Origin of the sequence: Brevibacterium sp. 239c, from assembly GCF_900169365.1 — a bacterium.
In the GTDB taxonomy this organism is placed as follows: Bacteria; Actinomycetota; Actinomycetes; order Actinomycetales; family Brevibacteriaceae; genus Brevibacterium.
In genome coordinates this window covers 42,293-54,965 of the sequence record NZ_FXZH01000021.1, presented here as the reverse complement: position 1 = coordinate 54,965, position 12,673 = coordinate 42,293, and the positions used below count along the sequence as shown (strand labels likewise).

Sequence of the window (12,673 nt, the reverse complement as noted above, 5' to 3'; positions counted from 1 at the left end):
GGCTCAGGCACCTGCAGGAGGCACCGGTGTGATTCCGAAGGGTGCCAGTCCGGCCACTCCCCCATCTTCAGCAGTGAGTACCCAGACTCCCCCATCATGCTTGGCGACGCTGTGCTCCCAATGGCTCGCACGCGAGCCATCATCAGTCACGACAGTCCAGTCGTCGTCCAAGGTGATGGTCTCGCTGCTGCCCGTGGTGAGCATAGGTTCGATCGCGAGGCACATTCCCGACTTGATCTTCGGCCCCTTCGACCGGGCTCGATAGTTCAGCACCTCGGGCGGCATATGCATGGCAGTGCCGATGCCATGACCGGTGAATTCCTCCACGAGTCCCAGTTCCGGGGCTTCTCGGGAGACATGATCGTCGATCGCGTCACCGATGTCGCTGACCTTGTCGCCGGCGGCGAAGGCCGCGATGCCGACCCACATGGCCTTCTCTGTCGCTTGAGACAGCGCGATGTCTGCCTCTGAGCCGGCGGCGTCACCGCCGACGATCATGGTGAACGCCGAATCACCGTGGAAGCCATCGACAATTGCGCCGCCGTCAATCGACACGAGATCCCCGGATTCAAGGACTCTCTCACCGGGTATCCCGTGCACGATCTCTTCGTTCACCGAGATGCACACGACAGCGGGGAATCCCTGGTAGCCCTTGAAGTTGGACAGAGCCCCCGCCTCGGTGATGACGGACTCGGCCGCAGCATTCACATCGGCGGTGGTGGCACCCGGGACGGCTGCTTCACGGGCCGCCTGCAGGACTGCGCTCGTGAGCAGTCCTGCGCGACACATCGTCACCAGCTGTTCGGGAGACTTAAGCTCGATCCGGGGACCAAAGATCATCGAATGGAGTCGAGGATTCGGTCAGTGATATCCGAGACTTCGCCGAGTCCGTCGACCTGGCGCAGCAGGCCGCGTTCGCGGTAGATGTCTGTCAGAGGCTGGGTCTGCTCTGCATAGACGTCGAGGCGATGACGGATGACATCTTCACTGTCATCGCTGCGGCCTTCGGTCTGTGCACGTGCCAGGAGGCGGGCGACGACTTCGTCGATGTCAGCGGTGAGCTCGACGACCTGTTCGATCTCGTGGCCCTCGACCGCGAGGATCCTGTCAAGCTCGTCCACCTGTGCGCTGGTGCGCGGGTAGCCGTCGAGGAGGAAGCCCTTGGCGGCGTCGTCCTGGGCCAGACGATCTGCGACCATCGAGTTGGTCACTTCGTCGGGGACGTATTCGCCGGCGTCCATGTAGCGCTTTGCGAGTTTGCCGAGTTCGGTCTCGCCCTTCACGTTCGCACGGAAGATGTCACCGGTCGATATCGCCGGAATGTTCAGCGCCTCTGACAGTCGCGCGGCTTGAGTGCCTTTGCCGGCACCGGGTGGGCCGATCAGGATGATACGTGAACTCATAAGGTGTGTCCTTCCAATGGATGTCCGCGGTCGGGGTCGGTCAGCGCAGCAGACCTTCGTAATGGCGCTGCTGCATCTGTGCGTCGATCTGCTTGACGGTTTCGAGACCGACTCCCACCACGATCAGCAGCGAGGTGCCGCCGAACGGGAAGTTCTGGTTCGCGTTGATGAGGACCAGTGCAATCAGCGGAATCAGTGCGATGAAAGCCAGGTAGAGCGAGCCCGGGAAGTTGATGCGGCTGAGCACGAAGCTCAGGTAATCGGCGGTAGGGCGTCCGGCACGGATGCCGGGGACGAAGCCACCATACTTCTTCATGTTGTCAGCGACTTCCTCCGGGTTGAAGGTGATCGCGACGTAGAAGTATGCGAAGAAGATCGTCAGCAGTGCATAGGTGGCGATGTAGATCGGGTGGTCACCACGTGTGAAGTAGGTGTTGATCCATTCCACCCACTTGCTCTCTGGGGCGAAGAACTGCGAGATCAGACTGGGCAGGTAGAGAACCGATGATGCGAAGATCACGGGGATCACACCGGCCATGTTGACCTTGATCGGAATGTAGGTCGAGGTGCCGCCGAACATCCGTCGACCAACCATGCGCTTGGCGTACTGCACCGGAATACGTCGCTGTGACTGCTCGACGAAGACGACGAGCGCCACGAGCACCAGACCGACGGCGATGACGATGAGGAAGATGTCGACGCCCTGTTCGCGCAGGATTGCACCCAGCGATGATGGGAAAGCCGAGGCCACCGAGGTGAAGATGAGCAGCGACATACCGTTGCCGACTCCGTGTTCGGTGATCTGCTCGCCCAGCCACATGATGAGGCCGGTGCCTGCTACCAGAGTGATGACAAGGACGGTGATGCCCCACCAGGTGTCATTGGTGATGAGGTTGTCGCAGCCTTCGATGCCACCGAAGAGAGCGCCCGTACGCACAGTGGCCACGAGGGTCGTTGCGTTGAGCACGGCCAGCCCGATGGTCAGGTAGCGCGTGTACTGAGTCAGTTTCGCCTGGCCCGAGGCTCCCTCTTTGTGGAGTGACTCGAAGCGCGGAATGACCACGCGCAGAAGCTGAACGATGATGCTGGCGGTGATGTAGGGCATGATGCCCAGAGCGAAGATCGACAGCTGCAGCAGTGCGCCACCGCTGAACAGGTTGATCATTGCGAACCCGCCCTCGTTCAGCTGGGGGGACGCAACGCACTCCTGAACCTGGGTGTAGTCGATTCCGGGCGAGGGAATGAATGAGCCAAGCCGGAAGATGACAAGAATGCCCAGGGTGAAGAGGAGTTTGTTCCTCAGGTCGGGCGTTCTGAAGGCCCTCCGTATTGCGCCGATCAAGCGTCCTCCTCATTGGGGGATGAAAAAGTCAGGGTCGCAGATACGACCTCGCGAATGAGACAAATACCTGCAAAAGACTACCAGGGTATGACCGTCAGGCTGAAACCGAGAGGCCACGTGGACGCCGGGCAATGCCGATTGCCGTTGGGACTGTGTCGAAACCGACGCTGCGGTGTATGACCCGGACAACCGAGGTGTCTCGACCCAGGCAACTCGGCCGAGGATTCGGGCACGACGAAGGGGCGGTCACTTGCGTGACCGCCCCTTCGAGTGACGCCTCAGATATCAGCCCCGCTGTGCGGGAGCTGCTCAGGCTTCGTTGACGCTGCCGCCTGCTGCCATGATCTTCTCGAGTGCTGAACCCGAGACCTTGTCAGCAGTGATGTTCAGAGCAACGGTGATCTCACCGGTGCCCAGAACCTTCACGGGCTGCTTAGGACGCACAGCACCCTTGGCCACCAGATCGGCGACAGTGACATCGCCGCCTTCTGGGAACAAGGACGACAGCTTGTCAAGATTGACAACCTGGAACGTCACCTTTGCGGGGTTCTTGAACCCGCGCAGCTTAGGCAGACGCATGTGCATCGGAGTCTGTCCACCCTCGAAGCCGTGAGGAACCTGGTAGCGGGCGTGTGTGCCCTTGGTTCCGCGTCCGGCTGTCTTGCCCTTCGAAGCTTCACCACGACCGACACGGGTCTTGGCAGTCTTTGCTCCTGGGGCAGGACGGAGATCGTGGACCTTGAGTGAGTCATCGTTCGACATATCAATCCACCTCTTCCACAGTCACGAGGTGACGCACGACGTTGATCATTCCCCGGAGTTCCGGACGATCTTCGCACACCACCACATCGTCGATCCGCTTCAGTCCAAGCGAACGCAGCGTTGCACGCTGGTTCGGCTTGCCACCGATGTCGGACTTGCGCTGGGTAACTTTGAGCTTAGCCATCAGGACTTCGCCCCGCTTTCGGCAGCCGCCCGCAGCAATGCGTGAGGAGCGACCTCGTCCACAGGCAGACCACGGCGTGCCGCGACCTGCTCGGGGCGTTCGAGGCCCTGGAGAGCCTTGATCGCCGCGCGAACGATGTTGATTGCGTTAGCTGAACCCAGCGACTTGGACAGGATGTCCTGAACGCCGGCAGCATCGAGGACCGCACGCACCGGGCCACCGGCGATAACACCAGTACCAGGAGCAGCCGGGCGCAGCATGACTACACCGGCGGCGGTTTCACCCTGGATCGGGTGCGGAATGGTCTTCTGGATGCGTGGGACGCGGAAGAAGTTCTTCTTCGCCTCCTCGACACCCTTGGCAATGGCTGCGGGAACTTCCTTAGCCTTGCCGTAGCCCATGCCGACCATGCCGTCTCCGTCACCGACGACGACGAGGGCGGTGAAGGAGAACCGACGTCCACCCTTGACGACCTTCGACACGCGGTTGATCGTGACGACGTGCTCGATGAACTGGCTCTTCTCTTCAGCACGACCACCGCGCCCACGGCCTTCGCCGCGTCCACGATTCTGGCCGCCCTGACCACCCTGACCGCGACCACGTGAGGAGCGATCACTGTTGCTATCGGTACGGGTTTCAGCAGCTGGCTGCTGTTCCTTGTTCTCTTCAGTGCTCATAGGGCCAATCCTCCTTCACGTGCACCTTCGGCGATTGCCTGCACACGGCCGTGGTAGGCGTTGCCGCCACGGTCGAATACGACGGCTTCGATACCGGCTTCCTTAGCGCGCTGGGCTACCAGCTCGCCGACCTTGTGGGCCTTGCCGGTCTTGTCACCCTCGTGTGTACGCAGGTCGGCTTCCATGGTGGAGGCCGATGCCAAGGTCTTGCCGACGGTGTCGTCGATGACCTGGACAAAGACGTGGCGCGTGGAGCGAGTCACTGACAGGCGAGGACGTTCCGGCGTACCGCTGACATGCTTGCGCAGACGAGCGTGACGACGTTTGCGGGCCGCAGCCCTGCCCTTGCCGTAGTTTTCCTTTTTGCCAAAGGCCATCTCTACTTACCAGCCTTTCCGACCTTGCGACGGACATTTTCTCCGACATAGCGAACGCCCTTGCCCTTGTAAGGTTCAGGCTTACGCAGCTTCCGGATGTTGGCAGCGGTCTCTCCGACCAGCTGCTTGTCGATGCCGTGAACGGCCAGCTTGGTCTGTCCGTCAACCGTGAAGGAGATTCCCTCGGGTGGTTCGACGGTGATCGAGTGGCTGTAGCCCAGAGCGAACTCGAGGTTCGATCCCTTGGCCTGCACGCGGTAACCGGTGCCGACGATTTCGAGAGCCTTGGAGTAGCCCTCGGTCACACCGACGATCATGTTGTTGATCATCGTGCGGGACAGTCCGTGGAGCGAACGCGATTCGCGCTCCTCGTCCGGACGGGTCACCGTCACAACGCCTTCGTCGAGCGATGCGGTGATCGGCTCTGCGATAGCGACGGACAGATCGCCCTTGGGTCCCTTGACGGCGACAACCTGGCCATCGATTTTGACCTCTACGCCATTCGGGACGGAGATCGGGTTCTTGCCAATACGTGACATATTCTTCTCTCCTTCCTTACCAGACGTAGGCGAGGACTTCCCCACCCACACCCTTCTTGGCGGCCTGACGATCGGTCAGGAGGCCTGACGAGGTCGACAGGATGGCGATACCGAGTCCACCGAGGACCTTAGGCAAGTTGGTCGACTTCGCGTAAACGCGCAGTCCGGGCTTCGACACACGGCGCAGGCCGGCGATCGAACGCTCACGGTTAGGACCGAACTTGAGGTCCATGAGCAGGGTCTTACCGACCTGAGCGTCTTCGACGCTCCAACCGGTGATGTAGCCCTCGCTCTTGAGAATCTCAGCGATGTTGGATTTCAGCTTCGAGAACGGCATGCTGACGTCCTCGTGATAAGCCGAGTTGGCGTTCCGCAGACGTGTCAACATGTCTGCGACTGGATCAGTCATTGTCATTTGGGCTCTAGCCCTTCCTCGTTACGGTTTCCGCCCGCGCAGTGCGCGCTTGGACCTGCAACGTAGCGATTATTTGGTCTTGAACGGGAACCCGAGGTGGCGCAGAAGTGCACGTCCCTCGTCGTCGGTGTTCGCTGTAGTCACAACTGTGATATCCATACCTCGGACGCGGTCGATCCGGTCCTGATCGATCTCGTGGAACATTGACTGCTCCGTGAGACCGAAGGTGTAGTTACCGTTCCCGTCGAACTGACGATCCGAGAGGCCGCGGAAGTCGCGGATACGCGGAAGAGCCAGTGAGATGACACGGTCGACGAATTCCCACATACGGGCGCCACGCATGGTGACGTGGGCTCCAATGGGCTGACCCTCGCGCAACTTGAACTGGGCGATGGACTTCCGCGCCCGAGTCACGATCGGCTTCTGACCGGTGATCAGAGTCAAATCGTTGATTGCGCCTTCGATCAGCTTCGAATCGCGTGCTGCGTCACCCACACCCATGTTCACGACGACCTTGGTCAGACCGGGAACCTGCATGGGGTTTGCGTAGTTGAACTCGTCCTGCAGCTTGGCCACGATGTCATCGCGGTAAACCTGCTTGAGGCGTGGCGCTGGACGGCTCGTTGTTGTTTCCGTCATCAGATCTCCTCCCCGGTGCGACGCGAGACGCGGACACGAACGGTCTTGTTGCGACCATCGCGTTCCACAGTTTCCTCGCGGTATCCGACGCGGGTGGGCTTGTTGTCCTTAGGATCAACGAGCGCCACGTTGGACACGTGGATTGGGGCTTCGTGAGTCTCGCGGCCGCCGGCGGTGCCACCGGCCTGAGTCTGCGTTGCCTTCTTATGCTTGATCACGCGGTTGATGCCCTCAACGAGGACGCGGTTGCGTTCCGGGTACACGGCAAGAACCTTGCCCTGCTTCCCACGATCGCCACCCCGTGACTGACGGGCGCCTGCAATCACCTGGACGAGGTCGCCCTTCTTGATCTTGAGCTTGTTCGCCATGCTCACAACACCTCCGGTGCCAGGGAGACGATCTTCATGAACTTCTTATCACGCAATTCGCGTCCCACGGGTCCGAAGATACGGGTTCCGCGTGGTTCGCCATCAGTCTTGAGAATGACTGCTGCATTCTCGTCGAACTTGATGTACGAACCATCGGGACGACGGCGCTCCTTGGCGGTCCGAACGATGACAGCCTTGACGACGTCACCCTTCTTCACGTTGCCACCAGGAATTGCGTCTTTGACGGTTGCCACGATGGTGTCACCGATCGAGGCATAACGCCGACCGGAACCACCCAGAATCCTGATTGCCAGGATCTGCTTGGCACCAGTGTTGTCGGCGACCTTGAGTCGCGACTCTTGCTGAATCACTATTTTCTCCTGTCGTCGCGCCGGTTCTCACCCGATTGGATGAGCCTTGCGGAACGGATTAATGACATTTCACCCCGTTCCCGGTAGCCGCCCACGATCTGCTGGAGACCGTGGGCGGGACCGGGTGGGAGGGGTGGCGTCAGCTTACTTGGCGCGTTCGATGATTTCGACGAGCCGCCAACGCTTCGCGGACGAAACCGGCCGCGTTTCGGACACGAGGACGAGGTCGCCGACACCAGCGGCGTTCTCCTCATCGTGAACCTTGTACTTCACCGACTGGCGAAGAACCTTGCCGTACAGGCGGTGCGTCTTGCGCTCCTCCACCTCAACGACGATGGTCTTCTCCATCTTGTCGGAAACAACGTAACCACGCGCGGTCTTGCGGGAGTTACGGTCCGCAGGCGTTGCCTCGGGCTTGGTGGTCTCCGCCATCACTTGTCCTCTTCCTTAGCAGCAGCGGGGTTCGAACGAATGTCCATTTCCCGCTCGTTGAGCACGGTGTAGATACGAGCGATGTCGCGACGCACGGCCTTGAGCCGACCGTGGCTCTCCAGCTGGCCGGTGGCCGACTGGAAGCGCAGGTTGAACAGCTCGGCCTTAGCCTTCTTGAGCTCCTCGAGCAGACGCTCGTTGTCATAACCGTCAAGTGCGTCCATGGAAAGGTTCTTGGAACCGATTGCCATACTCACTCACCACCTTCGCGGGCCACAATACGGGCCTTCAGCGGAAGCTTGTGGATCGCGAGGCGCAGCGCCTCACGTGCAACTTCCTCGGACACACCGGCGAGTTCAAACATGACCCGACCCGGCTTGACATTGGCGACCCACCACTCCGGCGAACCCTTACCGGAACCCATGCGGGTCTCGGCAGGCTTCTTCGTCAGTGGTCGATCTGGGTAGATGTTGATCCACACCTTGCCACCACGCTTGATGTAGCGCGTCATGGCAATACGTGCGGCCTCGATCTGCCGGTTGGTGATGTAGGCAGGCTCTGTGGCCTGGATGCCGTAGTCACCGAACGACACCTTGGTGCCGCCCTTAGCTGCGCCGCCCCGCTTGGGGTGGTGCTGCTTGCGGTATTTAACCCGACGAGGGATCAGCATGTGTCAGCCCTCCGATCCGGCCTCAGCCGCGGGGGCCTCGGCATTGTTCTCGGTCTTCGGCGCTGCGTCGTTACGACGCGGTGCTGCTGCACCTTCCTGACCGCGGCCACGGCCTCCACGACCACGCCCACGGCCACGAGGGCCACGAGCAGCTGGAGCCTTCGCCTGCTCGGCAGCAAGCTCCTTGTCGGTCATGTCGCCCTTGTAGATCCACACCTTGACGCCGATGCGACCAAAGGTGGTGTGTGCTTCGTGGAAACCGTAATCGATGTTCGCACGCAGGGTGTGCAGAGGCACACGACCCTCGCGGTAGAACTCGGAACGGCTCATTTCGGCACCGCCGAGGCGGCCGGAGCACTGCACGCGGATGCCCTTGGCACCTGCACGCTGAGCGCTCTGGATCGACTTGCGCATCGCGCGGCGGAAGGCCACGCGGCTTGCGAGCTGCTCGGCAACTCCCTGAGCAACGAGCTGCGCGTCGATCTCAGCGTTCTTCACCTCAAGGATGTTGAGCTGAATCTGCTTGCCGGTGAGCTTTTCAAGCTGACCGCGAATGCGATCGGCTTCGGCTCCACGACGTCCAATGACAATGCCCGGACGGGCAGTGTGGATGTCGACTCGGACACGGTCACGTGTGCGTTCGATGTTCACCTTGGAGATGCCAGCGCGCTCAAGGCCCTTGGTCATCATCTGTCGGATCTTCACATCTTCGAGCACGTAGTCGCTGTAGCGCTGTCCCGGTTTAGTCGAGTCAGCAAACCACTTTGACTTGTGATCCGTGGTGATTCCGAGTCGGAATCCGTTCGGATTGATTTTCTGGCCCATTAACGGTTCCCCTTCCGGCTCTTGCGCTGAGGCAGGTCGTCACCGCTGGCCAGGACCACTGAAACGTGGCTTGTGCGCTTCTCGATGCGAAAAGCGCGACCCTGTGCTCGCGGGCGGAACCGCTTCATGGTTGGTCCCTCGTCCACAAATGCTTCAGAGATGACCAGTTCGTTCTCGTCGAACGCAATGCCCTCCTCGTCAGCCCGGGTACGCGCATTGGCGATACCTGAGGCAACGAGCTTGTAAATCGGATCTGATGCCGACTGTTCTGCAAACTTCAACACTGCAAGTGCTTCGGTCGCCTGCTGACCACGAATGAGGTCGATGACGCGCCGAGCCTTGCGAGGCGTGACGCGCAGGTAACGCGCCTTAGCCTTGGCTTCCATCGCTTCCTTCTCTCTTGTCTAGGATCGTAAGAGTGCCCCCGCGTCAGCGGCGGCGACCCTTGCGATCGTCCTTTTCGTGGCCACGGAACGTCCGTGTCTGTGCGAACTCGCCAAGCTTATGTCCGACCATGGCTTCAGTGATGAAGACTGGAACATGCTTGCGACCGTCATGTACTGCGATGGTGTGTCCCAGAAAGTCCGGGATGATCATCGAGCGACGAGACCATGTCTTGATTACGTTTTTAGAGTTCTTCTCGTTCTGACGAGCCACCTTCTGGTACAGGTGTTCATCGACGAAAGGACCCTTTTTGAGGCTACGAGGCATAAGTCAGTACTCCAATCAGCGCTTCTTGCCGGTCCGGCGACGGCGCACGATGTACTTGTCGCTCTCTTTGTTCGGCCGGCGTGTGCGGCCTTCTAGCTGACCCCACGGGCTGACTGGGTGACGTCCACCCGAAGTCTTGCCCTCGCCACCACCGTGTGGGTGGTCGACCGGGTTCATGACGACACCACGGACGGATGGGCGCTTGCCCTTCCAACGCATGCGGCCTGCCTTGCCCCAGCTGATGTTCGACTGCTCGGCATTGCCGACCTCGCCGATCGTCGCACGGCAGCGCGCATCAACATTGCGGATTTCGCCAGAAGGCATCCGCAGCTGAGCGAACCGGCCGTACTTCGCTACGAGCTGCACGGACGAACCGGCAGAGCGAGCGATCTTGGCACCGCCGCCTGGACGCATTTCAACTGCGTGCAGAACGGTGCCGACTGGGACGTTGCGCAGGGCAAGGTTGTTGCCCGGCTTGATGTCTGCGCCCAGACCAGCTTCAACCTGTGTGCCCTGCTTGAGGTTCTGCGGGGCGAGGATGTAGCGCTTCTCGCCATCTGCATAATGCAGAAGAGCGATCCGCGCAGTGCGGTTCGGGTCATATTCGATGTGTGCGACCTTCGCGGGTACGCCATCTTTGTCATGGCGGCGGAAGTCGATGACACGGTACTGACGCTTGTGGCCGCCGCCCTGATGGCGAGTGGTCACGCGTCCCTGGCTGTTACGGCCACCGCGCTTAGGCAGCGGGCGCAGAAGTGACTTCTCCGGTGTAGACCGGGTCACTTCGACGAAGTCGGCGACCGATGAGCCACGACGGCCCGGGGTCGTCGGCTTGTGCTTACGGATTCCCATGAGTCTTGTCCTTCTTCTACGAAGAATCGCTTAGAGCGATCCACCGAAGATGTCGATCGAACCGTCCTTGAGGGCGACAATGGCACGCTTGGTGTCCTTGCGCTTCCCCCAACCGGTACGAGTGCGGCGGCGCTTACCCTGGCGATTCAGGGTGTTGACCTTGGCAACCTGCACATTGAAGATCGATTCAATGGCATTCTTGATCTCAGTCTTGTTCGACCCCTGATCGACGATGAAGGTGTACTTTCCTTCGTCCATCAGGCTGTAGGTCTTTTCCGAGACGACCGGAGCGACGATGATGTCGCGTGGGTCCTTGAAGTTCAGACTCATGATGCGTCCTCCGATTTGCGGTATCCGCCCAGGAAGGTCTCCAGCGCTGACTCGGTGAACACGATGTCATCTGCGATCAGCACATCGTATGTGTTGAGCTGATCGGAGGTGAGCACGTGAACGTGAGGCAGGTTGCGAACGCTGCGCTCGGTGAGCTCATCGTCACGGTTGAGCACCACGAGGGTGTTCTTGCGATCGGAGAGGCCTGCGAGAGCGAGCTTCGCCTGCTTGGTCGACGGTGCTTCGCCGGTGATCAGGTTCTTCACAACGAAGACCTGATCGAGACGTGCACGATCAGAGAGGGCGCCGCGCAGTGCAGCAGCCTTCATCTTCTTGGGGGTCCGCTGCGAGTAATCGCGAGGAACCGGCCCGTGCACGACTCCACCACCGTTGTACTGAGGAGCACGGATCGAGCCCTGACGAGCGTTACCGGTACCCTTCTGGCGGTAGGGCTTGCGACCGCCACCGCGTACTTCGGAGCGGGTCTTTGTCTTGTGTGTACCCTGACGGGCTGCTGCCAGCTGTGCGACAACAACCTGGTGGATCAACGGCACATTGGTCTGCACGCCGAAGATCTCGGCAGGCAGCTCAACGGATCCGGTCTTCGCACCAGCGGCATCGACAACGTCAACTGTCTTGACATCAGTCATAACGTTCAGCCCTCCTTAGCGGCCGAGCGAACGAGAACGACTGCACCCTTGGGACCAGGTACGGCCCCCTTGATAAGCAGGAAGTTGTTCTCGGTGTCCACGGCGTGGATCGTGAGGTTCTGGGTGGTGTGCTTGACTGCACCCATACGGCCAGCCATGCGCATACCCTTGAACACGCGACCGGGAGTCGCGGCTCCGCCGATTGAACCCGGCTTACGGTGGTTGCGGTGCTGTCCGTGGGAGGCACCGACGCCAGCGAAGCCATGACGCTTCATGACACCGGCGGTTCCCTTACCCTTGGTCTTTGCGGTCACGTCGACCTTGATCCCGGCGTCGAACGTGTCGACTCCGAGCTCCTGACCCAGTGCGTAGTCAGCAGCATCTGCGGTGCGCAGCTCGACAAGGTGACGGCGTGGTGTCACGCCGGCCTTCTCGAAGTGGCCTGCAGTGGGCTTGTTGACCTTGCGAGGATCGATCTCGCCGAACGCGATCTGCAGTGCGGGGTAACCGTCGGTTTCCTCATTGCGGATCTGCGTCACGACGTTGCTGCCGGCGGCCACTACGGTCACCGGTACGAGATTGTTCTGCTCATCCCAAACCTGGGTCATGCCCAGCTTGGTTCCCAGAAGGCCCTTGACCTTGCGGGTGGTAGGGAGAGCTGATGAACGATTGTTCGCCATGTTTGCCTCCCTTAGAGCTTGATCTCGATGTTGACGTCGTCAGCGAGGTCGAGACGCATCAGCGAGTCGACTGCCTTCGGCGTCGGATCGACGATGTCGATCAGACGCTTGTGCGTGCGCATTTCGAAATGCTCACGGCTGTCCTTGTACTTGTGTGGCGAACGGATGACGCAGTACACGTTCTTCTCCGTTGGCAACGGCACGGGGCCCACAACAGTCGCACCTGCGCGAGTGACGGTGTCCACGATCTTTCGTGCAGCACTGTCAATCACAGCATGGTCGTACGACTTGAGCCGAATGCGGATTTTCTGTCCCGCCATGGCGTCGTCTCTTTCTTTAGTTACTTCCGGCCATCAACCAGCAGTCGATCAAAATCGTCTGTGGTCTGTGCCGGCTGACCATGACCGACCCCCGAGGTCGGGCGTGTCGGCTAATCCTGTCGGAGA

The 12,673-nt window shown here is 60.4% G+C and carries 23 protein-coding genes; all 23 read right to left on the bottom strand.

From position 1 onward, the window contains the following. Positions 1-3: 3 nt before the first annotated feature. The gene (gene map / locus BSP239C_RS16855) at positions 4-840 is read right to left on the bottom strand and encodes a type I methionyl aminopeptidase (RefSeq protein ID WP_101574510.1); all 837 of its coding nucleotides are present in this window, start codon (positions 838-840) and stop codon (positions 4-6) included. Then, complete coding sequence (locus BSP239C_RS16850; protein ID WP_101574509.1) at positions 837-1,403, bottom strand: adenylate kinase; 567 nt, start codon at positions 1,401-1,403, stop codon at positions 837-839. Before BSP239C_RS16850 ends, map begins: the two co-directional genes overlap by 4 nt. Positions 1,404-1,443: 40 nt before the next feature. Continuing rightward, positions 1,444-2,745, bottom strand: coding sequence for a preprotein translocase subunit SecY (gene secY, locus BSP239C_RS16845; RefSeq protein ID WP_101574508.1), 1,302 nt, complete (start codon positions 2,743-2,745; stop codon positions 1,444-1,446). 309 nt (positions 2,746-3,054) lie between these two features. Continuing rightward, entirely contained in the window at positions 3,055-3,507 is a 453-nt protein-coding gene (gene rplO / locus BSP239C_RS16840) for a 50S ribosomal protein L15 (RefSeq protein WP_101574507.1), read from the bottom strand. Between the two features lies 1 nt (position 3,508). After that, positions 3,509-3,691 carry a 50S ribosomal protein L30 gene (gene rpmD / locus BSP239C_RS16835; protein ID WP_101574506.1) on the bottom strand — a complete coding sequence of 61 codons (183 nt, stop codon included), beginning with the start codon at positions 3,689-3,691 and terminating at the stop codon, positions 3,509-3,511. Beyond that, positions 3,691-4,368, bottom strand: a complete 678-nt coding sequence (rpsE, locus tag BSP239C_RS16830; RefSeq protein ID WP_101574505.1) for a 30S ribosomal protein S5 — start codon at positions 4,366-4,368, stop codon at positions 3,691-3,693. The genes rpmD and rpsE overlap by 1 nt, the downstream gene beginning before the upstream one ends. Then, entirely contained in the window at positions 4,365-4,745 is a 381-nt protein-coding gene (gene rplR, locus BSP239C_RS16825; protein WP_101574504.1) for a 50S ribosomal protein L18, read from the bottom strand. The genes rpsE and rplR overlap by 4 nt, the downstream gene beginning before the upstream one ends. A gap of 2 nt (positions 4,746-4,747) precedes the next feature. After that, positions 4,748-5,284, bottom strand: a complete 537-nt coding sequence (rplF, locus tag BSP239C_RS16820; RefSeq protein ID WP_101574503.1) for a 50S ribosomal protein L6 — start codon at positions 5,282-5,284, stop codon at positions 4,748-4,750. 16 nt (positions 5,285-5,300) lie between these two features. After that, positions 5,301-5,699, bottom strand: a complete 399-nt coding sequence (gene rpsH, locus BSP239C_RS16815) for a 30S ribosomal protein S8 (RefSeq protein WP_009883556.1) — start codon at positions 5,697-5,699, stop codon at positions 5,301-5,303. 69 nt (positions 5,700-5,768) lie between these two features. Then, the gene (gene rplE / locus BSP239C_RS16810) at positions 5,769-6,338 is read right to left on the bottom strand and encodes a 50S ribosomal protein L5 (protein WP_096161012.1); all 570 of its coding nucleotides are present in this window, start codon (positions 6,336-6,338) and stop codon (positions 5,769-5,771) included. After that, positions 6,338-6,706 (bottom strand): 50S ribosomal protein L24, encoded by a 369-nt coding sequence (gene rplX, locus BSP239C_RS16805; protein ID WP_009883558.1) that lies wholly within the window; start codon positions 6,704-6,706, stop codon positions 6,338-6,340. Before rplX ends, rplE begins: the two co-directional genes overlap by 1 nt. Before the next feature lie 2 nt (positions 6,707-6,708). Then, complete coding sequence (gene rplN / locus BSP239C_RS16800) at positions 6,709-7,077, bottom strand: 50S ribosomal protein L14 (protein ID WP_009883559.1); 369 nt, start codon at positions 7,075-7,077, stop codon at positions 6,709-6,711. A gap of 144 nt (positions 7,078-7,221) precedes the next feature. Beyond that, positions 7,222-7,509, bottom strand: coding sequence for a 30S ribosomal protein S17 (rpsQ, locus tag BSP239C_RS16795; protein ID WP_101574502.1), 288 nt, complete (start codon positions 7,507-7,509; stop codon positions 7,222-7,224). Next, on the bottom strand, positions 7,509-7,760 hold the full coding sequence (gene rpmC / locus BSP239C_RS16790) for a 50S ribosomal protein L29 (protein WP_101574501.1): 252 nt from the start codon (positions 7,758-7,760) through the stop codon (positions 7,509-7,511). The genes rpsQ and rpmC overlap by 1 nt, the downstream gene beginning before the upstream one ends. Before the next feature lie 2 nt (positions 7,761-7,762). Then, on the bottom strand, positions 7,763-8,179 hold the full coding sequence (gene rplP / locus BSP239C_RS16785; protein WP_009883562.1) for a 50S ribosomal protein L16: 417 nt from the start codon (positions 8,177-8,179) through the stop codon (positions 7,763-7,765). 3 nt (positions 8,180-8,182) lie between these two features. Next, positions 8,183-9,004 (bottom strand): 30S ribosomal protein S3, encoded by an 822-nt coding sequence (gene rpsC / locus BSP239C_RS16780; protein WP_101574500.1) that lies wholly within the window; start codon positions 9,002-9,004, stop codon positions 8,183-8,185. After that, a complete protein-coding gene (gene rplV / locus BSP239C_RS16775; RefSeq protein WP_009883564.1) occupies positions 9,004-9,390 on the bottom strand; it encodes a 50S ribosomal protein L22 in 387 nt (128 codons plus the stop codon). Before rplV ends, rpsC begins: the two co-directional genes overlap by 1 nt. A 43-nt stretch (positions 9,391-9,433) precedes the next feature. Beyond that, positions 9,434-9,715: a 30S ribosomal protein S19 gene (rpsS, locus tag BSP239C_RS16770; RefSeq protein ID WP_009883565.1), complete on the bottom strand. Its 282-nt coding sequence runs from the start codon at positions 9,713-9,715 to the stop codon at positions 9,434-9,436. 15 nt (positions 9,716-9,730) lie between these two features. Further along, a complete protein-coding gene (gene rplB / locus BSP239C_RS16765) occupies positions 9,731-10,567 on the bottom strand; it encodes a 50S ribosomal protein L2 (RefSeq protein WP_101574499.1) in 837 nt (278 codons plus the stop codon). A gap of 30 nt (positions 10,568-10,597) precedes the next feature. Then, positions 10,598-10,897, bottom strand: a complete 300-nt coding sequence (rplW, locus tag BSP239C_RS16760; protein WP_009883567.1) for a 50S ribosomal protein L23 — start codon at positions 10,895-10,897, stop codon at positions 10,598-10,600. Beyond that, entirely contained in the window at positions 10,894-11,547 is a 654-nt protein-coding gene (gene rplD, locus BSP239C_RS16755; protein ID WP_101574498.1) for a 50S ribosomal protein L4, read from the bottom strand. The genes rplW and rplD overlap by 4 nt, the downstream gene beginning before the upstream one ends. A 5-nt stretch (positions 11,548-11,552) precedes the next feature. Beyond that, complete coding sequence (gene rplC, locus BSP239C_RS16750) at positions 11,553-12,227, bottom strand: 50S ribosomal protein L3 (protein WP_096161008.1); 675 nt, start codon at positions 12,225-12,227, stop codon at positions 11,553-11,555. Between the two features lie 11 nt (positions 12,228-12,238). Next, positions 12,239-12,547 carry a 30S ribosomal protein S10 gene (rpsJ, locus tag BSP239C_RS16745; protein WP_009379191.1) on the bottom strand — a complete coding sequence of 103 codons (309 nt, stop codon included), beginning with the start codon at positions 12,545-12,547 and terminating at the stop codon, positions 12,239-12,241. Positions 12,548-12,673: the final 126 nt, after the last annotated feature.

Coding starts and splice junctions, on each gene's coding strand:
- rpsQ (WP_101574502.1), bottom strand. CDS start 7,509: ATGGCGGAGACCACCAAGCCCGAGGCAACGCCTGCGGACCGTAACTCC.
- rpsS (WP_009883565.1), bottom strand. CDS start 9,715: ATGCCTCGTAGCCTCAAAAAGGGTCCTTTCGTCGATGAACACCTGTAC.
- rpsC (WP_101574500.1), bottom strand. CDS start 9,004: ATGGGCCAGAAAATCAATCCGAACGGATTCCGACTCGGAATCACCACG.
- rplC (WP_096161008.1), bottom strand. CDS start 12,227: ATGGCGAACAATCGTTCATCAGCTCTCCCTACCACCCGCAAGGTCAAG.
- map (WP_101574510.1), bottom strand. CDS start 840: ATGATCTTTGGTCCCCGGATCGAGCTTAAGTCTCCCGAACAGCTGGTG.
- rplO (WP_101574507.1), bottom strand. CDS start 3,507: ATGTCGAACGATGACTCACTCAAGGTCCACGATCTCCGTCCTGCCCCA.
- rplW (WP_009883567.1), bottom strand. CDS start 10,897: ATGAGTCTGAACTTCAAGGACCCACGCGACATCATCGTCGCTCCGGTC.
- rpsE (WP_101574505.1), bottom strand. CDS start 4,368: ATGAGCACTGAAGAGAACAAGGAACAGCAGCCAGCTGCTGAAACCCGT.
- rplD (WP_101574498.1), bottom strand. CDS start 11,547: ATGACTGATGTCAAGACAGTTGACGTTGTCGATGCCGCTGGTGCGAAG.
- rplP (WP_009883562.1), bottom strand. CDS start 8,179: ATGCTGATCCCTCGTCGGGTTAAATACCGCAAGCAGCACCACCCCAAG.
- rplV (WP_009883564.1), bottom strand. CDS start 9,390: ATGGAAGCCAAGGCTAAGGCGCGTTACCTGCGCGTCACGCCTCGCAAG.
- rpmD (WP_101574506.1), bottom strand. CDS start 3,691: ATGGCTAAGCTCAAAGTTACCCAGCGCAAGTCCGACATCGGTGGCAAG.
- rplE (WP_096161012.1), bottom strand. CDS start 6,338: ATGACGGAAACAACAACGAGCCGTCCAGCGCCACGCCTCAAGCAGGTT.
- rplX (WP_009883558.1), bottom strand. CDS start 6,706: ATGGCGAACAAGCTCAAGATCAAGAAGGGCGACCTCGTCCAGGTGATT.
- BSP239C_RS16850 (WP_101574509.1), bottom strand. CDS start 1,403: ATGAGTTCACGTATCATCCTGATCGGCCCACCCGGTGCCGGCAAAGGC.
- rplB (WP_101574499.1), bottom strand. CDS start 10,567: ATGGGAATCCGTAAGCACAAGCCGACGACCCCGGGCCGTCGTGGCTCA.
- rpsH (WP_009883556.1), bottom strand. CDS start 5,699: ATGACAATGACTGATCCAGTCGCAGACATGTTGACACGTCTGCGGAAC.
- rpmC (WP_101574501.1), bottom strand. CDS start 7,760: ATGGCAATCGGTTCCAAGAACCTTTCCATGGACGCACTTGACGGTTAT.
- rplF (WP_101574503.1), bottom strand. CDS start 5,284: ATGTCACGTATTGGCAAGAACCCGATCTCCGTCCCGAATGGCGTAGAG.
- rpsJ (WP_009379191.1), bottom strand. CDS start 12,547: ATGGCGGGACAGAAAATCCGCATTCGGCTCAAGTCGTACGACCATGCT.
- rplR (WP_101574504.1), bottom strand. CDS start 4,745: ATGGCCTTTGGCAAAAAGGAAAACTACGGCAAGGGCAGGGCTGCGGCC.